Here is a 19,594-nt window from a genome sequence, read left to right on the forward strand (position 1 = left end):
ACGTCACTATAGAGTTTATTATTTCCAACTGCTGGAGGTTAAATTGTTGTTCGTGTACTTGATTGCTTTAGGCAGTTAAACCTTCCGCTTCAGCTCAAAGTGCTTTCCTAAGTATACGCGGCGCACCTGCTCGTCGGCGGCCAGTTCTTCTGCGGTTCCTGATTTCAGGATCTTTCCTTCAAAGAGCAGGTAAGCGCGGTCTGTAATGGAAAGGGTCTCGTTTACGTTGTGGTCGGTGATGAGGATACCGATGTTCTTGCTTTTCAGCTTCGCTACGATGCTTTGTATTTCTTCTACGGCAATGGGGTCCACACCGGCGAAGGGCTCATCCAGCAGCACAAATTTTGGGTCTACGGCTAAGGCACGGGCAATCTCGGTGCGGCGGCGCTCTCCCCCTGATAGCACAATGCCTTTGTTGTTGCGCACGTGCGTTAGAGAAAACTCCTCCAGCAAATCCTCCACCTTTTCGTGCTGCGCCTTTTTAGGCAGTTTCGTCATTTCCAGCACCGCCAGAATATTCTCCTCTACCGTTAGCTGCCGGAAAACAGATGCTTCCTGCGCCAGGTACCCCACGCCGCGCTTGGCTCGCTTGTACATTGGCAGGTTCGTAATGTCTTCCTTGTCCAAATATATCTTACCGCTGTTGGGCTTTACCAAGCCCACAATCATATAGAAAGAGGTAGTTTTACCGGCTCCGTTGGGGCCCAGCAATCCTACTATTTCTCCCTGGTTTACCTCCACGCTTACATCATTTACAACGGTGCGGGATTTGTACTTTTTTATCAGGTTATCTGCTCTCAGTATCATCGTGGCTAAATTACGCATAAAGGCTGCATCCTGCAACGTGTAGGTGTTGGAGTACCTGCCACTACCTTAACGTCTTATATTTTAAATCTGCTATTGATATGGAACTAATATTCTCTATAATCCTTATTATTATATATTGTATAAGCGGAGATTAATATATAACTTATAACTCGCTTATCTCAAACATGAATTATGCCGCTGTTTTCAATTTTATCGGTGTGCCAGAAACTGGCTTTTTCAAGCCTGCTACTTTTAGCGGGACATACCGGTATGGCGTCTGCTCCTACAGAAGTCACTCATAACGACCCTACCAAACCCGGCACCGCCAGCAGCAGCCCGGTCAATGCTACGGTGAAGGGTATTGATGTGTCGAGGTGGCAAAAAGATATTAACTGGGAATTAGTAAAGGAGGAGGAAATCGTCTTCTCCTTCATCAAAGCCACTGAAGGTGATTTCAGGCAAGACCCATATTTTACGCGCAACTGGAGCGAGTCGAAGCGCAACGGAATCAGGCGGGGCGCCTATCATTTCTTTAAGCCACTTGCTCCCGTACAGTGCCAAATCGAGCTCTTCACGAACTCTGTCGTGCTGGAACCGGGCGACCTGCCACCGGTGCTGGACGTAGAGGTATCAGACCCGCAGGTAAGCCCCACACAGTTGCGCGAAAGCATCCATACCTGGTTAGAGGCGGTAACAGCGCACTATGGCGTAAAGCCTATTATCTATACCAGCCAGAACTACTACCGCCGCTATCTGCAGGGGCATTTTAAAGGCTATCATTTCTGGATTGCCCGCTACAGCCCTATACAACCGGAGGTGCACCACACCGACAGCTGGATGTTCTGGCAACATACCGATAAAGGCCGGATAACGGGTATTAAAACAGCCGTAGACATGAACTTCTTTCTCGGCGACGTGGAAACCCTGTCTCAGCTGTGCATCCCGGATTTAGTCGCCTCAGAAGAACCAAGCCCTCTGAAGCAGTTAAAGCATATGTACCCGCTGCCCTAGGTATAGCTGCCTGTCTGTTGTTTTCTTTCCTAATGCCATCGCTGCTGATAGTTTGCACTGGCTTACGCATCTGCTTTTGAACCTATCCCTATAAAATTACAGCGAATGGAAACACCCTTACATAAAACAGCAGACGAGGCTATAGAAACAGCAGCCTCTCCTGCCCCCACGCTCGACCAGCACAAACTGGAACTTTACATGCACAGGCTAAGCATGGAGCAGCGCCTTGTCAAAGGCATACTGGCTGGTTTGCTGGCTGCTGTGGCAGGAGCAGTTGTATGGGCTGTTATCACGGTTATAACAGGCTACCAGATCGGTTACATGGCTGTTGCTATTAGTTTTGCGGTGGGGTACGTGATGCGAACCATGGGGCAGGGAATAGACAAAGTCTTTGGTGTGATGGGGGCACTGCTGGCACTGTTAGGCTGCGTGTTGGGTAATTTCCTGGGCATCTGCGGCTTTGTAGCCGAAGATAATGCATTAGGCTACCTGGAGGTGCTGCAGACGTTTGACTACAGCTATGTGCCGGAACTAATGGTGGAGACGTTTTCTCCTATGGATGTAATCTTCTACGGCATCGCCCTGTACCAGGGATATAAAATGTCTTTCCGGCATGTAACCCAGGAAGAACTGCTTGCCAACGCCAGTACAGCTCCTGTTACTTTTCAATTGTAAGCAGAAAGGCTCCCGACGACCTGTGAGCTCTTTTGCTTACCCTGTGTTATTTTACCCGGATATCTTTGATGCGGAGCTGCAGCGAAATAACGCCACGGTATATGTTTTCTTCCACTGTATAACACACATTAAACGGAATGCCTTTGGAGATGGCTTTGTAGTAATCGCTGAGGCCGAAGCCAATGGCATCAATGGTATGGAAGCCATCCTGCGTCAGGCGCAGCTTCAGGTGTGTATCGCCTACAATGCGCACGCTTCCTGTGTCATACACGCACTCTGACTCAAACACCGGCCCCATATTACCGGGCCCGAAAGGCTCCATCTGCCGGATAATATTATAGAAGTTGCGGGTTATCTGCTTCAGCTCTATTTTACCGTCTATCTGTATCTGCGGAATTTTCTGCTCTGCCGTAATAGTACTGGCCACTACTTCCTCAAAACGCTCCCGGAAAGCCTGCACGTTCTCTACGGGCATTGTAAGGCCTGCTGCATACATGTGTCCGCCAAACTGCTCCAGCAAATCGGCGCAACTCTCGATGGCATCGTGCACGTTAAACCCGTGCACCGACCGTGCCGAGCCTGATGCCACACCATTTGATTGGGTAAGGATGATGGTGGGGCGGTAATATTTTTCGATACAGCGGGAGGCTACAATACCAATCACGCCTTTGTGCCACGTCTCCTTAAACAGCACCGTAGAGTTAGCCGACCGCAGGAAATCATCCTCTTCAATCATCTGCAGCGCCTCTTTGGTAATGTTTGAGTCTTTGGTGCGGCGCTCCTTGTTAGACTCATTGATGATGGCGGCCATTTTAAAAGCCTCATCTTTTGTCTGGGCCAGCAGCATGCGCACCGAGTTCTTGGCATCTCCCATACGTCCGGCGGCATTGATGCGTGGCGCAAAGCCAAACACAATGCTGGTGATGTCCATCTCATAGTTGATGGCGGCTAGTTCTTTCAGCGCATCCAGCCCCGGGCGCATGGGCTGCGGGCCGTTCAGGTGGCGAAGCCCGTAGTGCGCCAGGATGCGGTTCTCACCCGTAATAGGCACTATATCTGCCGCTATGCTCACCACCAGCAGGTCGAGCATCTTAAAAGCCTCTTCCTGGTCAATGTCGTTTTGTATACAGAACGCCTGCGCCAGCTTAAAGCCCACACCACAGCCTGACAGCTCTTTGTAAGGGTAAGGGCAATCCACTTGTTTCGGGTCCAGCACCGCCACAGCCTGCGGCACATCTTCGTCTGGTAAGTGATGGTCGCAGATAATAAAGTCAATGCCTTTTTCTTTGGCTAAAGCTACTTTATCAGCAGACTTGATGCCGCAGTCGAGGCTGATGATGAGCTTGAAGCCGTTCTCTGCCGCCCATTCGACGCCTTGCTGCGAAACGCCGTAACCTTCTTTGTACCTGTCCGGAATGTAGAAATCTATCTGGTGAGTGTAATGGCGCAGGAAACCGTACATCAGCGCCACAGAGGTGGTGCCATCCACGTCATAGTCACCATATACCAGTATCTTCTCACTTTTGTGCAGGGCTTCGTTCAGGCGATCCACGGCTTTGTCCATACCCTTCATCAGGAAGGGGTCGTGCAGGTCTGAGAGGGAGGGGCGGAAGAAGTGCTTCGCTTCTTCAAAGGTGCTGATGCCGCGCTGGCAAAGAATACTGGCTAAGGTGGGGCTGATTTTGAGGCTTTCTGATAAACACTCTACTACCTCTGCTGGCGCCTCCTGGCTATATACCCACCTTTTCTCCATATGCTTCTGCTACACTACAATCGTTTAGTTGCAAAGGTAGCTTTTTTCAGGGATTTTTGAGTGAAGGTGCCGGCTTGCTGCCTTCACCTTCGTCTTAAATTTCGTATTTTTGTTGCGGTATAACAGGAAAGAACGTGAAACGACTCAAGGAGCTTTTCGAAAAGTATAAGAACTATTCCCTCGACCTGATAATGTATGGGTTCTTTGTTCTTTTCATTCTAGTCCTCATCATTTTCTTCGGATGATTTCGCGTATCACGACGTATGACGTGTCTCGATTCTTCGGCAGGATATATGAAGCACAGGAGTTTATGCATTGAGCAGTTTGCCTCAGCTCTTTAATTCACGGTATCTCCACGCAACTTGCGGAAGCGCTTGCGGGCTTCTGCCGCAAAGATGCTTCCCTGGTGCTTTACCAACAGGTCGTTGTACAATTGCTGTGCCTTCTCCCTGTCCTGCAGGTTCTCTTCGTAAATAAAAGCCAGTTTATACAAGGCATCATCGCTCAGAATGTCAATTTTTGGGCCGTCCACAATTTTCTGCAGGTTTTCAACGGCCTTCTCAAAGTCCCCGGTGCGCTCATAAATGTTGGCTTTCTGGAAGTATATTTCATCTGTGAGGCTGTGCCCCGGAAACTGCTGCAGCATACCATCCAGCGCTTGCTGCGCCTCCTGCAGCTTGTTTTGGAACACCAGCAGGTCGATGGCAGCGTAGGCTTCCATGGCAACCGTAGACGTGTCGAGGCCGGTGTTATCTGTAATTAGCAGGCTCAAGTCCATGGCATCGTTGGCTATCTCGCGGCTGGTGGCTAGCTTCAGAATATCGAGGTGGGCCTGTGCCAGTTCAAAGTCGCCTTTGTAATAGTTGAGGCGGGCGTTGCGCAGCTTCGCCTCGTGCCCTACCGGCGTCTCCTTATGCGACTTCTCCACCTGGGAATATAGCAGGGTGCTTTCCCAGGGTTCCCCCTTCAGCAGGTAAATATCCCCCAGGGTGAGTTTGCTGTCTGCCACCAGGCTGGAGTTTGCCCGGGGCATACTGATGGCCTCCTGCAACAGGGCAATGGCTTTTTCTTTATCATCTAGTTGGAAGGCGTATAAGGACGCCATATGCTGCAGCACCTCCACAGTTTCGGAAGTGCGTCCCACCTCGCTCAAAAGCGCATCATAGTCTGCTAACAGCGCCTGTATTTTCTCCCCGCTTACCGGAAACGTATTCTGCACCTGCTCTTCGCGGGCATTTATCAGGCGCTGCCGTGCCACCAGGTAGTAGGGCCCCTCTGGGTACTCCTGCACAATATACTCATAGGCCTCAATGGCACCCTGGTAGTCGTTGTTCTTGAGGCTGATGGCTCCCAGTTCCATTACACGGGTACCGCCGCTGCGGGTACGCTTGTCTACGGCACGTGCCTGTAGCAGTGCACTGTAAAAGTCGCGGCGCTGCACATACAGCCAGATAAGCAGCTCGTTAAAGGCCAGCTTATCGGGGTTCTGCTGCACCTTCAGGATCAGCTCTTTCTCCAGTGCATCAAAGTGCTCTTCTTCCCGCATGCTGTTCTGCAGCATGTTCTGCGCATAGCCCAGCTCTTTTTCATCTGCCTGCACCAGATTTAATGCTTCGAAAATCAACTGCTCCGTCTTCTGCCGGTACATGTACAGCGAAATCAGCGAACGGTTATACGCCATAGGGTCGTTGTTTAGCTCACGGCCGCGCAGGTAAGCCTTTTCGGCATAGTCATAAAGTTCGTTTTGTATAAAAGCACTGGCCATCGTAATAACCGCCTCTGGTTTGAGCCCGGATATCAGATTGTTGAATTGCTTTTCGGCAGCGGCTTTATTTCCTGCAGCCTGATATACTATACCTAAGTCCACTTCATAGCCAGGGTTGTCCGGGAAACGCTTGCTGGTTTTCTTCACCAGCTTCTCAGCTTCTTTATAGTTCTGCTGCGCCAGCAGGACCTTCAGATAGTCCGGGTACACGACATTAAACAACCGCTGCTCATTTATCAGCTTAGCGTATAGCGATTCGGCTTTTTTGTAATCGCCCTGGCTTAAGTACTGGCGGGCCAGCTCCAGGTCCTGATGCTGTGCCCGTGCCGCTGGCACAGCTGCCAGCATAAGCAGCGAGAGCAGGAGGGTATGGTATAGTTTTGTTAGCATAGTTTCCTTAAAACGATGTGGTAGCGCCTGTTGATATGCACTTGATCTATAACATTTTATAAAGTTCCTGAAAAAGGAAACCGGGAGGATATTCAGTTTCTCCCTGGTACTTTCTTCTTAACTATGAATATACTGAATCAGTTTAATTTTTTTACACATAATTGATTGCTGCAGGCTGACGGCCTGCCGTGTTTGCTTTAGCTGAAGCACACCCAATTAGACATAAAAGCAGAAAGCCACTCTTTGGGGAGTGGCTTTCTGCTTTTTGTATGTTATTTCTTGATTAGAAGAATCTAACGCGATTGTCTTTTACATCCGCTTTTTCTCTGATAGCTTCGAAGGCGTTGCTCTGCACAGAGTTTGTGCGGGTACCACGCATTTGCTCTTTCACATTAGAGAAGTCGTTGATTTCCGGGGCAGGGTTCATTTGCGTCAGTTCTACCATCAGCACACCGCTCTGGCCCTCAAATGGAGCTGTACGGGCACCTGGCTTTAAACCGAAAGCCTTACCAACAGCCATTGGCTCTACACCTAAACCAGGTATAGCAGCAGAGGCAAACGTTACGTTATCAGCAGTTCTGACTGTTGCATCCGGGCCATAGCTAGCGGCAATCTCGTCTAAAGTACCTTGCTGGCCCTCTAGTTTCGCGATAATTTGCTGCGCCTTTAACTCATTGCGTACCGCAGCAGTTAGTTCCTCACGCACATCCTCCAGTTTTGCATAGCCTTTTTCACGCTTGTTTGTGAGCGTTGCTACTACAAACTGATCTTCTATTTCGAACACAGGCGATACATCACCTACGTCAGTGTCTTTGGCATATGCCCAGCGCACCAGTTCACGCGCGTTGTTGAGGTTGTTTACAACAATGTTGTTTTTACCAATGGCAGTTGCTTCTTCTTTCACCAGAGATGGATTCTGCGCAACATTCTCTCTAAGTTCTTCAGCGCTCTCACTCGTACCGGATAACTCATCCGCTACCGCATAAGCAGCATCACGTGTGGTCTCGCTTGGTTCGATGGCGCGTTGCACACCAGCAATCTGATACTCCTGGTTTGACTTAGGAGCAGTTACCTTGACAATATGGTAGCCGTACTCAGTCTCCACAAGGTTTGGCAGCAGACCAATGCCTGAATAATTAAACACAGCCTCGTCAAACTCCGATACCATCTGTCCTTGCGGGAACCAACCTAAATCACCACCTGTAGAGGCAGTACCGTCTGTGCCATACTGTGCAGCCATCTGTGCAAAGTCAGCACCGTTCCTGATTTGCGCCAGCACATCCTGTGCTTTTGCCTGGGCAGCAGCTTTAGCCTCTGGCGTATCATTCTCTGGTCTGATCAGGATGTGGCTTGCTCTTACAGCACTTGCGTCTGCTTCTCTTACATCCGTTACTTTGAAAAGCGCTTTAGTGCTGTTTTCACTGTATGGACCGTAAACTTTACCTTCTTCTAAAGGCAACTGGTTGCGAAGTGGCTCTGGGAGCTGGCCCGGGTTACGGTAAGTGCCATCGAAAGGAACGTCAGAGTTCGCGTTTACAAAAGCTGAATCGTTGGTTGCCGCCGCAAACTGCTGCGACAGCGTACCTAACTCCTGATTTATGTAGCTGCTATCTTCAGGGGATGCGTTCACCGGAATGGTTACAAACTCCATTGAGCGACCTTCGTCAACTTTGTAGAGCTCTTTATTGCGGTCAAAGTAATCCTGCAGTTGTGCGTCCGTTACCTGCACTGCTGAGTCTGATACACTAACGAAAGGCACAAATAAAGCTTTAATACTAGCAGAAGCGTTTTGCGCCTGGTAATAGTTCTTAGCCTCTGTGTCTGTAATATATACTGTCTTGGTCAGCAAGTTCATGTACTTCGACTGCATACGGTCAGCATAGATGCTCTGCTCAAAGTTAACCCACATCGGGCGTGCTTCCGGGCCCATCTGGTCCAGGTTCTGCAGGTACTGCACTACCTGGTTGCGGTCGAACTCACCTGTCTGAGGATTGGTGAAAGCTTGCTGCACAGCCGGGTGAATATTGTTACCCTGCACCATGTCTGCCAGTTCTTCTTCCGTTACCGCTATGCCAAGGCGGTCATATTCTTTCTGTAGCGCAATTTTAAAGATTAGCTGGTTCCAGGCCTGCTCACGCAGCATTGCTAGCTCCCCTTCGTTGGCAGCACGGCCGGTTCGGTTTTCGTAATCCGCTTTTACCTGCTGCAACACCTGGTCAAATTCCTGAAACTCAATTTCTTCACCGGCTATTTCACCAACGGTATTTGCATCGTTTCCCAGAAGCCTTGAGTTAGGCCCAAGCAGGTCGCCGCCCACAACAAAAACGCCAAGCCCTATCGCAATGGCGCCTACAGCCCAACCAGACTTTTCTCTAATCTTGTTAATTAATGCCATTCTTTATTTAAATATAAAAAGGATTGTGCAAAATAAGGTTAATCGTGCTAATATTCAAAATTTTTATCTTCCTGTTTGGTCCGCAGCATCTGCCTGAGAATCTGTGTTTTTAACAAGCTTCACAGCATCAATGCGGTTCTCATCCATTGTGAGCACCCTGATAGTGAAAGGTGGCACTGTCACCTCGTCACCCGGAAGAGGTATCTCTCCGAATACAGACAAAATTAATCCACCTAACGTTTCATAATCACCCTCTGGCAAAGCCAGGTTATACTTCTCGTTCAGGTAATCGATTTCGTGGCGGCCACTCAGGAAGTAGATTCCTTTCTCAGGCAGCACCCGCTCCAGAAGCCGCTGGTTTACATCGTACTCGTCCTCTATCTCCCCAAAGATTTCCTCAATTACATCTTCTACAGTAACTATGCCAGAGGTGCCCCCAAACTCGTCTACCACCACTGCCACGCTGCGGTGCTCTGAAACAAACTTCACAAACAACTCACTGGCCATCATACTCTCCGGCACCATACTTACCGGCCCCAGAATTTCAGAGATATTCCGGGGCTGCTTAAACATGGCAAGTTGGTGGCAGTAGCCAATGATGTTATCAATAGAGTCTTCGTAAATAAGGATTTTGGAATGACCTGTTTTCACAAATGCCTGCCCCAGTTCCTCTACTGTGCTTTCCACATCCACCGCCTTTATCTCGGTGCGCGGCACCATACACTCCCGCACCTTCACGGTTTTAAAATCCAGGGCATTGTGGAAGATGAGCGGGTCTACTTCGGGCGCACCCTCCTGTTCCGGGTGGTAGAGGTGGTTCTTGATGAAGGCATTCAGGTCTGTAAACCCGAATACCGGCTTCTCCTCTGAAAACTCAATCCGGAAGAACTTCTCTGCCACCCATTTGCTCAGGCCCACAATCAGGAACACCACCGGGTACAGCAGATAGTACACAACCAGAATGGGCACAGCCAGCACCTGCAGCATGCGGTTAGGGTTAATGGCGAAAAGGCTGCGGGGCAGGAACTCAGCAGTGAGCAATACCACCACCGAAGCCACAATGATCTGCAGGAAGAGCACAAGCAAGCTGAACTGCATTGAATCAGGCAGGTACAGGGAGAACAGCTGATGCAGCACACTGGCAATGGCCAGGCCGTACAGCACTAGTGCCAGCGTATTACCTATGAGCGTAGTGCCCATCAGGCGGGCGGGGCGCTTTAGCAGAAAGCCCAGGATGCGCCCCGAAAGCTCCCCGTTTTTCTCGTTCAGCTCAATCTGGATTTTATTGGCAGCCATAAAGGCCATCTCTATACCCGAGAAAAAGGCAGAGAACAGAAGCGCGATAAACAATATAATGATCTGACTGGGGTCTATCATAAATGCGTTTGATCCAAAATAAATCAGGCGCCGTTTTTCCTTTTACGGTAGTAATACAGCATATACAGCACCAGGCCAATCATAAAGAGCCAGTAATTACCGAGAACATCATCTTCCACCATGCTGCGGTGAACCCCGATAACCATGATCACGAATGACAACGATAGTAAAATAACATTTACAAGCCTTTGGTTCATTATTCTTTCAGATTGAATTGCCCGGTTACTTTCCGGATTCTATAGTTTGAGAAATCCTGGTCTGCTTCGAGCCCCTGTCCTATCACCACTTCTTCCGGCGATGTTATTTTCACTAATTTGTCGGTATAGATCTGGGCCTTGCGCCTGTCCCAGAACAGTTCTTCTGTCTCCAGTGTCTCCTGCTTTTTCAGGTTGTTTACAACCACATTACCCCGCGCTTCGAAAAGGTTCTGATTGCGATCCTGCTTACCGTAGTTTGCTTTTATAGTAGAGGTTACCTTCTCCCCCTGCTCGTAAAACTCCACGAAAAGGCCTTCCGGAAAAATACCGTCGCCGCTCTCAAACTCCTGCTGCACGGGTGCCTGCAGCTTCACAAGCAGCCGGGCAGAGTCGCTATAGAGCGTAACCACATCCTGGTTCTCTATTGTTGGCCCTGTATACTTTTGCTCCTTATCAGGGTCTTTTAAATCTTCTTTACAGCCGAAGCTTAAGATGGCCATTATAGCCATTAGCCCGACCATGTATGCTTTATGCATTGTTTTGGTTAATCTGATTTATGGTAAGGTAGCAAAATCTGTGCTGAAACGATTATACCTTTGAACCTGCAAATTTATCATGCAAAAAAGGCCGCTTCATGAACGGCCTTTTTTGCATCAGGAAATAAAGAGCTGCTATTATTCGATTCTACGCTTAATAAACCACCGGCTGTTTACCGTAAACTCCAGGCCAAACTGAAGGTAGTCTTCCTTCACCAAACCGTAGTCGGTGGTGCCGCGCTGCCCGTAGCCTACGGAAATATTCAACTGGTAAAGGTCATATAGCGTGGAGCGACCAATAGGCAGTGTTGCTCCTGTTGTTACTCCCCTATCAGTGATGCGCTGGCCATTCAGGACGTAAGGTGTTTCGCTGTAGTAAAGGCCCCCACGGTACGTGATGCGCTTAAAGTAGCTGTCGATGGAGTTAGCCTCGGGCGTATACTCCGCGCCTAATGCCGCACGGTAGCTGTCTTCCAATCCACCATTGCTCCCGTCAAAGTTTTTGTACTTAGACCACTGGTAGCTGGCAAAATCAGCGGCCACCGTCAAGTTGGAGCCATTGTCGATGCTGATACCTGCTCTCATACTTGCTGGTATCGTAACGCTGTTTTCTGCACTATCCGCCGGAGAGGCAGCCTGCGTAGAACGCTCATACGTTACCATGCGCTCGGCATCCAACTCCGTCTTAAAACTATATACACCACCGGCACTCACAAACAACTTGTCAGCTAATTTCTGGCGGTAGTTGGCTCCGGCTCTGAAAATGAAGTCGCTGTAGCTGGTGCGGTCCACTATAGTAACACGCTCCAAAGCCATGTTTTCCTGCTCAGGGTCGTTTATGGTGCTGGAGGACTCGTTTGCAATGTTGCCGAAGATATAGGAGGCACTACCACCCAATGTAAGGCCTCCTGCAATTCGTACGCCATGGGCAAAATATACTTCTGACAAGCCGCCACTGCCCACATACTCCCGGAGGATGGTAGCCTCCGGATTGCCTTCTACCACATCCGATACATTTACCTGGTAATTTACAGTAGAGAACGGGCGTAAACCTACAGCCGAGCTCCAGCGCTTCGTAACCGGCACTGAAAGCGACACGTTATTCAAGTTGCCGTTACCATTCGTCTGTGAATTGCCCTCATTGCTCACTCTTTTTGCCTGCCCCGCAATGCCCATTGTAAAGTTGGTGATGCTGTTGTAATAAAGCAGGGCCGGGTTAGCCAGGTTCGGCTGGTAACTGTTGGCCGCACTGATACCGGTACCCGCCATACCGGCGTTTCGTATGCTGCCAAAGTTTTCGTTTATTTCTCCCAGCCCATAGCGGGAGTAGGGAGTGCTGCTGATAAGCTGTGCCTGGGTAGTGTGCGCTAAGCATAGCGCAGCAAAACCTATCAGTACTCGGAATGTCTTATACATTATGTGTCAATATTCTGTGAAGTCCGATTAAGACCAATTCAGGAATTACAAAGATGCGTCCTTTTAACTTACTTTCAAAAAATCCCGCATCTCCTCCGCAAAGTATAACCACCAGATCGGCAGCTTTTTCAGTGTAAGCCTGAATAAATCCGTTCAATTCCGCCACGGTACCTGTCAGCACCCCGCTCAGGATAGACTCTTCGGTGCTTTGCCCCGTTAGCGGAAAGCCTTTTTCAACCCGCTGTACTAACGGCAGCCGCCCTGTAAAAGTATGCAGGGCTTTAAATTTCATGGTTAGCCCCAAGGAAATGCCTCCGCCATGGTAGTTGCCCCCGCTGTCGATAAAGTCATGCGTAATGCAGGTGCCGGCATCAAATACCAGGCAATTGCGGCCCGGGAAAAAGTAATGGGCGCCTACCGCTCCTGCTATTCTATCGGCCCCCAGCGTGTGAGGTGTTTTGTACAGATTAGAAACAGGCAAGGCTGTCTGTGCGGTAAGCTCTAAAAACTTACCGGTTACAGACAGCCTTTGCTGTATATCTTGTGCGTTGGCCGCCACCGAGGCAACTATGGCATGGTTAAATTGCTGGCTTTGCAGTTTTTCCGGCAGTTGTTCCTGCTCCTGAAAATAACCTTGCTCCACCAGGGCATCTCCTTCAAAGATGCCATACTTTGTGCCCGTGTTCCCGATGTCGATAGCGACGCTGCGCATACAATTACATAAAGTACTTCAGCCGGACTACTTCTTTTTCTGAAAGGTAGCGCCAGTTGCTGCGCGGCAGGTCTTTCTTTGTGAGGCTTGCGTACTGCACACGGTCCAGCGTTACCACCTCGTAGCCCAGGTGCTCGAAAATGCGGCGCACAATGCGGTTACGGCCAATATGAATCTCTATACCTACAAATTTATTAGACTCTCCCAGAATGGCTACATCATCCACTTCTGCTTTGCCGTCTTCCAGTTCCACCCCTTCAGCGATTGTCTTAAAGTCTTCTTTTGTGAGCGGCTTGTCGAGTTCTACCTGGTAAATTTTCTTAATACCGTTGGAAGGGTGCGTCAGCTTTTGTGCCAGTTCTCCATCATTCGTGAACAGCAGCAGGCCGGTAGTGTTACGGTCCAGCCTACCTACCGGGAAAATGCGCTCTGTAGAAGCATTAGCTACTAAGTCCATCACTGTCTTTCTTCCCTCCGGATCATCGGTGGTGGTCAGAAAGTCTTTTGGCTTGTTCAGCAGCACATAGACAAGTTTTTCGCGGTTCAGGATTTTCTTGCCATACTGTACGTTGTCAGTCGGCTGTACTTTATAGCCCATCTCCGTAATCACTTCGCCGTTCACTTTAATCTCACCTGCTTCAATCAACAAGTCAGCTTCGCGGCGGGAGCAAATACCAGCGTTCGCAATAAAGCGATTCAGGCGGATCGATCCATCCTCTTCGCCTTCTTCCTGGCGATTTGTTTTTTTGATGCGCGGGTTGTCTTTGTAGCGGCTCAGGTTATAGTTAGGTGTCTGCGGATCTTCACCCTTGCTTTCACCAAAGCGGCTGTTGCTGCGGTCGCGGTCGCCAAAGCTTTTGCTTTTCGCGTCTCTGTCGCCCCCAAAGCTGCGCTTCTCACCAAAAGATGATTTGCCTTCGCGGTTAAAAGGACGGTCACCGCCTTCTCTGCGACCAGCGCCGAACGGCTTTCTGTCGCCGCCTTCGCGCCTGTCAGGACGGTCTGAATTATAGGAGCGTCTTTCACCGCCTTCATTTCTTCCGGCACCAAAGCTTTTTCTTTCCCCTTCATCACGACGTGGTCTGTCGACTCCAAAAGAACGTCTTTCGCCGCCCTCTCTTCTGTCTGCTCGGTCACCTCCAAAAGAGCGTTTATCTGCATCGAAGGGTCTTCTTCCGCCTCTCTCACCACCTTCTCTTCTATCGCCGCCGAAAGAACGCTTTTCGCCGCCTTCTCTTCTTTCAGGCCTGTCAGTGCCAAAAGAGCGTCGCTCAGATCTATCTCCGCCACGGTCATCTCTCTTGTCGGAGCTATAGCCGCCTCTGTCGTTGCTGCGTCTTTCCGGACGGTCAGAGTTGAATGAGCGTCTCTCGCCGCCTTCTTTTCTGTCGCCTCCGAAAGATCGTCTTTCACCACCTTCTCTTCTTTCTGGTCTGTCGCTGTTGAACGGCTTGCGTTCTCCGCCCTCTCTTCTGTCGCCGTAAGGGCGTCTTTCGCCGCCTTCGCGTCTGTCTGTTCGGTCTGCGTTGAAAGGCCTGCGTTCGCCACCTTCCCTGTTAGGGCGGTCTGCGTTAAAGGAGCGGCGTTCGCCGGTATCCCTTCTATCGTTATCTCTCCTGCCAGAACCGAAGGAGCGGCTGTTACCGCGATCTCCCCTGTCATCTGGCCTGTCAGACTTGTCTCTTCTGTTAAATATTTTCTTGCCTTCGCGGTCGTTGTTTGCCGGCCTGCCAGATGAGTTTCTGTCAGCGCCTCTTCTGCCTGCCCCTGCGTTGTCGCGGTCAGGTCTTTCGTTATCTCTTGCCATGGTAATATAGTTATGGATGCAGTATCGCTACTGTACCTCTTTTGTGTGCATTATTAAGGAATAATGATGTATTATAGTTCAAAAGGGATGTTGAACCATTTAATCGGCTGTTTCGCCTATCGCGTTCTCTTCGGTGGCGAAATCTTTTAGCTGCGGAAGGTCTTTGATGTGGTTGATGCCGAAGTAGTCCATGAACTTCTGAGACGTGCCGTATAAAACGGGTCTGCCAATTGTATCGGCTTTGCCTCTGATCTCTATTAGTTCTTTCTCTAAGAGTTTATGGATGGCATAGTCACAACCCACACCCCGTATTTGCTCTATAGCTGATCTGGTGACAGGCTGCTTATAGGCGATTATCGCCAGCGTCTCCAGAGAAGACGCTGACAGTTTTTTCTTTGACTTATGTTTTAAGTATGTGCTTACTGTCTCCTGGTACTCCGGCTTGGTGAGGAACTGGTAGCCCCCTCCGATGGCGTAGATTTGAAAGGCGAAGCCCGCTTCCAAAAGCTGCTCGTTTATACCTTCCACAGCCTCCAGCACATCGCTCACCAATATCTCTTCCATCCCCAGCGACTCCTGTAAGCAGCGCTGGATTTCTTCAATGCTGATGGGCGATTGGGCACAGAAAACAAGTGCCTGAATATGGTTTTGCAGAATATTCAAGTGGTAAAAGTAAAGGTACTGGTACTAATCGTTACGCTGAAGCTTGGCCTCAATAGAATGCTGTGTGTGCGGTACAGCACGCAGTCTTTCTTTCGGGATAAGCTTGCCTGTTACAATGCAAACACCATAAGTGCCGTTCTTAATGCGGATCAGGGCGTTCTCCAACTGCTGGATGAACTTCATCTGGCGGGAAGCCAGCTGGTTCAAACTTTCTTTCTCAGCTGTGTCAGCACCATCTTCCAACACCTTTGTAGGCGAAGCGGTGTTATCGGTACCAGAGTCGTTGCGGCGGCTAAGGGTTTCTTTTATAAAGGCCACCTCTTTACGGGCGTTTACCAGCTTTTCTTGAATAATAGCCTCAAACTCTGCTAACTCCTCTCTGGAATAACGCTGTTTTTCTTCGTTTGTATTCATTCTATTTTTTTAGAACTGGTTATAGTTTTAACCTATTTTTATTTGTTGGTAAACTAAATTCGATTCTTTAACTAGTATAATGACATAACAGCCACGAAAGAATTTAAGTTTAATCTGCTATATATCTCTCTTCAAATCCTTTGCCAACGCTGCTCCAATGAGTCGAACAAAACCTAAATTTCGTGCAAAAATAAGAGGAATATCCGTACTTTACTACCTCTCATGTTAAATAAAGAAATTTTATCTACTTTATAAACGCCTCACTTTCTGTAGTATAATAACCGTGCCGGTTTTGCTGTTATTGGAACGAATGTTGCTTTCAAGACTAGTGGCCACTGCAGGCCGGCAACCCCATTTTAAGAAGTTTATTTATATGAAGAAGTTTACCTTTTTGTTAGTCTTATCGCTTCTGTTGGCTTTTGTGGCAGTAGCTCCTGTTAATGCACAGCGTAGAGCAGCGGCACCTGCCAATAACCGCAATACCGTAGTAAAAGTGAATGTGCTCAGTCCTTTTGTGCTCACAGCCTCTGGTTTTGTGGAGCATGCGTTCAGCCCAAAGATCAGTGCCCAGCTAGGCGCTTTTGCAACAGGTGCCAGTGTAAAGGATGTTGAATTCAGAGGCTATGGCTTTACGCCGGAGGTGCGTTACTATTTTGCGGAACAGGCGCCGGATGGCTTTTACGTAGCAGGTTATGGCCGTGTACTGAATTACAGACTGACAGTAGAGGACACGGAAAGAGGAGAAACCTATGAGGCGACCTATAAACCTATTGGAGTTGGTGTGGCTGCCGGTAATCAGTTTATTTTTAACAACGGCATTTCCCTTGACCTGTTTTTTGGTATAGGTGTAAATGGCGGCAGCCTGAATGTTAAATCAGGTACAAATGAAGACTTTGACCGTGGTGTGCTGGATTACCTGAACATCTTGGGCAGTGGCGTGAGATTCAGACCAGGTTTAACAGTTGGCTATGCCTTTTAAGCTAAAGACATTCAAGAAGTAAATCAAGCGCCCCACCTCAGTACTGAGGTGGGGCGCTTGATTTTTGGCAATCTTCTACAAACCTCGCGCCAGCATCAGTTTCTTTTTATTAACCGCTGATTAACCACTTTAAAAGCTCAGCATTCTGATAGCTGCCGCTGCTGCCTCCACGCCTTTGTTGCCGTGTTTGCCTCCTGCCCTCTCCAGTGCCTGCTCTAATGTGTTTGTGGTAACAAGCCCAAAGGAAACTGGCTTGTTGTACTTCATGGACACATGCGTGATGCCCTGCGCCACAGCGTAATTGATGTAGTCGTCGTGCTTTGTATCGCCTTTAATGACCACTCCAATACAGATCACCGCATCCATCTCTTCCTGCTGCGCCAGAAACTGTGCCCCCAGGGTCAGTTCAAAAGAACCGGGAACTGTGTTGATAAAGATATTCTCTTTTTTGGCCCCATGCTCCAGCAGGGTATCGACTGCGCCCTGACACAGGGTGCCGGTAATATCGTCGTGCCACTCTGATACCACTATTCCAAACATCTTGTCAGAAATGTCTTTCAAATTTTCTTTGTTATACTCGCTCAGGTTTTTCAGTGATGTTGCCATGCTAGTTTCGTTTTTCGTTGCTCGTTTATCGTTATTTGCGAAGTAAGGCATGCGTTCGCTGCTTCTCCCAAGTCTTAGACAGATGTTGGGGAGGTATATATACAGTAATCCGCAAGTAGGCCGTACAACAAAAAAGCGCTTCTGACTGGCTCACCAGCACAAAAGCGCTTTTTAATAAGGCCTAAGCCTGTCTATACTTATTGGTTGCCACTTGCCATCATTTCGGCACGGGCTTTATACTTCTTCGCGTCTACTACTTCAGCAGATGCAGCAAAGTCAGAGATAATTCTGTCGTATACTTCCGTTGCGGAGGCAAAGTTATTGGCTGCTTCGTAAGCGATACCGGCTTTCATCAGGTACTGTGGCGAAAAGAACGGGTTCTCATTGTAATTAGCTGCCTGCACATACATGTCAGCCGCTTCAGCGTTCTGTCCCTGCTCCAGCAAAGCATCTCCGGTTAAGCTATAAGCACGTGCCTGCATCAGGTAATCATCTGACTCAAACTCACGCAAATGTTCTGCCGCCTCGGCGTATTGGCCTTGCTTTAACAAGGCAACACCAGCGTAAAAGTTAGCTAAGTTGCCTGCATCTGTGCCACTGTACTCATCTGCTATCTGCAGCAGGCCCTCATACTGTCCGTCGCCGTTCAGCGCTTTGTTAAGAGAATCAGCCTCAAAATAGTAGACTGCCTGGAACATTGCCTGCTGTGCCTCCTGGTTCTGTGTGCTACGGTAGTTATAGTACAGAAAGCCACCGACAACAATAGCAGCGATCAGGGCGAACACACCGAGTAGCTTCGACTTGTTTTTCTTCACGTAGTCCTCTGACTGCGTCAGGCGACCTGCCAATGCATCCGGACTCTCAACCAGCTCCTCAAAATCGCTGTGCTTCTCGTTGTGCTTCTTAACTGTTTCTTTTGCCATTAGTAGTAATGAAATAATAAATTCAAAATTAGGAATTAAAATTTGTTTTAGACAACATTCCTAATGCCTGAACATCAAAATAATAATTTTTAATTCCTAACTCTGAAATATTTATGCCTTAGTCCATTATATAAGGATAATCCTTCTCTACATAGATGTCGGTGTAGAGTTCAGAAGGATCCGGATAAGGAGAATCTTCGGCAAATTGCACAGCATCTGCCACGCGCTCTTTAATTTTATCATCAATCGCATCCAGTTCTTCTTCTGTTGCCCACTCCTGTAGCAGGATAGTGGCTCTTACAGCCTCTACAGGATCTTTCCCTTTGTAGTCTTCCAGCTCTTCTTTTGTTCTGTACTTGGCAGGGTCAGACATCGAGTGGCCTTTGTAGCGGTAGGTTCTGAACTCCAGCAAGGTTGGGCCCTCACCGGCACGCGCACGCTCCGCAGCTCTCGCTACAGCCTCGTGCACATCCTCCACGCTCATGGCATTTACAGGCTCAGAAGGCATGTCATAGGCTTCGCCTAAGGTATAAAGCTCTGTTACGTTGGAGGTACGCTGCACCGAAGTGCCCATAGCATACCCGTTGTTCTCTATCACGAAAATCACCGGCAGCTTCCAGGTCATGGCCATGTTCAGGGCCTCGTGGAAAGCTCCCTGCCGTACAGCACCGTCACCCATATAGGTGATGCACAGGTTGCCTGTTTTGTTGTACTTCTCAGCAAAGGCGATACCAGCTCCCATTGGAATCTGAGCACCCACAATACCATGACCACCTATAAAGTTTACCTCTTTATCGAAGATGTGCATGGAGCCACCTTTCCCTTTAGAGCAGCCTGTTGACTTTGCAAAAAGCTCGGCCATCACAGCACCCGGGTCTGTACCCAGCCCCAGTGGGTGTGCGTGGTCGCGGTAAGCCGTAATCCACTTGTCGTCTTTTGTAAGCGCGCTAATTGCGCCGGCAGCACATGCTTCCTGGCCGATGTACAGGTGGCAGAAACCTTTAATCTTCTGCTGGCCGTATAACTGACCCGCTTTTTCCTCGAAACGGCGCATGAGCTTCATCTGCTCATACCACGTCATGTATGTTTCCTTTGAAAACTTTGGCTCAGCCTGTACCTTTGCTTTCGGTGCTTTTCCTTTTGCCTTTTCTTTCGTATCAGCCATAAG

The 19,594-nt window shown here is 49.0% G+C and carries 18 protein-coding genes; 3 read left to right on the forward strand and 15 right to left on the reverse strand.

What is annotated here, in order from left to right:
* Window positions 1–75: 75 nt before the first annotated feature.
* Window positions 76–807 (reverse strand): LPS export ABC transporter ATP-binding protein, encoded by a 732-nt coding sequence (lptB, locus tag E1919_RS13995; RefSeq protein ID WP_162054069.1) that lies wholly within the window; start codon window positions 805–807, stop codon window positions 76–78.
* A 192-nt stretch (window positions 808–999) separates the two neighbouring features.
* On the opposite strand from lptB, the gene E1919_RS14000 reads away from it, so the two are divergent.
* A complete protein-coding gene (locus E1919_RS14000; RefSeq protein WP_162054023.1) occupies window positions 1,000–1,818 on the forward strand; it encodes a glycoside hydrolase family 25 protein in 819 nt (272 codons plus the stop codon).
* Between the two features lie 105 nt (window positions 1,819–1,923).
* Window positions 1,924–2,493, forward strand: a complete 570-nt coding sequence (locus tag E1919_RS14005; RefSeq protein WP_162054024.1) for a hypothetical protein — start codon at window positions 1,924–1,926, stop codon at window positions 2,491–2,493.
* 46 nt (window positions 2,494–2,539) lie between these two features.
* Here E1919_RS14005 and recJ read toward each other — a convergent pair whose 3' ends face one another.
* From recJ to E1919_RS14060, 11 genes are all read right to left on the reverse strand, one after another.
* On the reverse strand, window positions 2,540–4,246 hold the full coding sequence (gene recJ, locus E1919_RS14010) for a single-stranded-DNA-specific exonuclease RecJ (protein ID WP_162054025.1): 1,707 nt from the start codon (window positions 4,244–4,246) through the stop codon (window positions 2,540–2,542).
* 337 nt (window positions 4,247–4,583) lie between these two features.
* On the reverse strand, window positions 4,584–6,401 hold the full coding sequence (locus tag E1919_RS14015) for a tetratricopeptide repeat protein (protein ID WP_162054026.1): 1,818 nt from the start codon (window positions 6,399–6,401) through the stop codon (window positions 4,584–4,586).
* Window positions 6,402–6,684: 283 nt separating this feature from the next.
* Window positions 6,685–8,796, reverse strand: coding sequence for a peptidylprolyl isomerase (locus E1919_RS14020; protein WP_162054027.1), 2,112 nt, complete (start codon window positions 8,794–8,796; stop codon window positions 6,685–6,687).
* 63 nt (window positions 8,797–8,859) lie between these two features.
* Window positions 8,860–10,173: a hemolysin family protein gene (locus E1919_RS14025; protein ID WP_162054028.1), complete on the reverse strand. Its 1,314-nt coding sequence runs from the start codon at window positions 10,171–10,173 to the stop codon at window positions 8,860–8,862.
* Between the two features lie 23 nt (window positions 10,174–10,196).
* The gene (locus tag E1919_RS14030; protein WP_162054029.1) at window positions 10,197–10,370 is read right to left on the reverse strand and encodes a hypothetical protein; all 174 of its coding nucleotides are present in this window, start codon (window positions 10,368–10,370) and stop codon (window positions 10,197–10,199) included.
* Window positions 10,370–10,906: an LPS export ABC transporter periplasmic protein LptC gene (gene lptC / locus E1919_RS14035; protein ID WP_237144381.1), complete on the reverse strand. Its 537-nt coding sequence runs from the start codon at window positions 10,904–10,906 to the stop codon at window positions 10,370–10,372. Before lptC ends, E1919_RS14030 begins: the two co-directional genes overlap by 1 nt.
* A gap of 138 nt (window positions 10,907–11,044) precedes the next feature.
* Window positions 11,045–12,322, reverse strand: a complete 1,278-nt coding sequence (locus tag E1919_RS14040) for a hypothetical protein (protein WP_162054030.1) — start codon at window positions 12,320–12,322, stop codon at window positions 11,045–11,047.
* Window positions 12,315–13,034 (reverse strand): type III pantothenate kinase, encoded by a 720-nt coding sequence (locus tag E1919_RS14045; RefSeq protein ID WP_162054031.1) that lies wholly within the window; start codon window positions 13,032–13,034, stop codon window positions 12,315–12,317. Before E1919_RS14045 ends, E1919_RS14040 begins: the two co-directional genes overlap by 8 nt.
* A 4-nt stretch (window positions 13,035–13,038) precedes the next feature.
* Entirely contained in the window at window positions 13,039–14,841 is a 1,803-nt protein-coding gene (locus E1919_RS14050) for a pseudouridine synthase (protein ID WP_162054032.1), read from the reverse strand.
* 99 nt (window positions 14,842–14,940) lie between these two features.
* Complete coding sequence (scpB, locus tag E1919_RS14055) at window positions 14,941–15,504, reverse strand: SMC-Scp complex subunit ScpB (protein ID WP_162054033.1); 564 nt, start codon at window positions 15,502–15,504, stop codon at window positions 14,941–14,943.
* Window positions 15,505–15,528: 24 nt separating this feature from the next.
* A complete protein-coding gene (locus E1919_RS14060) occupies window positions 15,529–15,918 on the reverse strand; it encodes a TraR/DksA family transcriptional regulator (protein WP_115566308.1) in 390 nt (129 codons plus the stop codon).
* 373 nt (window positions 15,919–16,291) lie between these two features.
* Here E1919_RS14060 and E1919_RS14065 point away from each other — a divergent pair, with 373 nt between their 5' ends.
* Window positions 16,292–16,897: a DUF3575 domain-containing protein gene (locus E1919_RS14065; protein WP_162054034.1), complete on the forward strand. Its 606-nt coding sequence runs from the start codon at window positions 16,292–16,294 to the stop codon at window positions 16,895–16,897.
* Window positions 16,898–17,026: 129 nt separating this feature from the next.
* Here E1919_RS14065 and ribH read toward each other — a convergent pair whose 3' ends face one another.
* From ribH to pdhA, 3 genes are all read right to left on the reverse strand, one after another.
* Window positions 17,027–17,503, reverse strand: coding sequence for a 6,7-dimethyl-8-ribityllumazine synthase (gene ribH, locus E1919_RS14070; RefSeq protein WP_162054035.1), 477 nt, complete (start codon window positions 17,501–17,503; stop codon window positions 17,027–17,029).
* A 197-nt stretch (window positions 17,504–17,700) separates the two neighbouring features.
* Window positions 17,701–18,426: a tetratricopeptide repeat protein gene (locus E1919_RS14075; protein WP_162054036.1), complete on the reverse strand. Its 726-nt coding sequence runs from the start codon at window positions 18,424–18,426 to the stop codon at window positions 17,701–17,703.
* Between the two features lie 118 nt (window positions 18,427–18,544).
* Window positions 18,545–19,591 carry a pyruvate dehydrogenase (acetyl-transferring) E1 component subunit alpha gene (gene pdhA, locus E1919_RS14080; protein WP_162054037.1) on the reverse strand — a complete coding sequence of 349 codons (1,047 nt, stop codon included), beginning with the start codon at window positions 19,589–19,591 and terminating at the stop codon, window positions 18,545–18,547.
* Window positions 19,592–19,594 lie beyond the last annotated feature (3 nt).

This window comes from Pontibacter pamirensis (assembly GCF_010015475.1).
GTDB classification, from domain to species: domain Bacteria; phylum Bacteroidota; class Bacteroidia; order Cytophagales; family Hymenobacteraceae; genus Pontibacter; species Pontibacter pamirensis.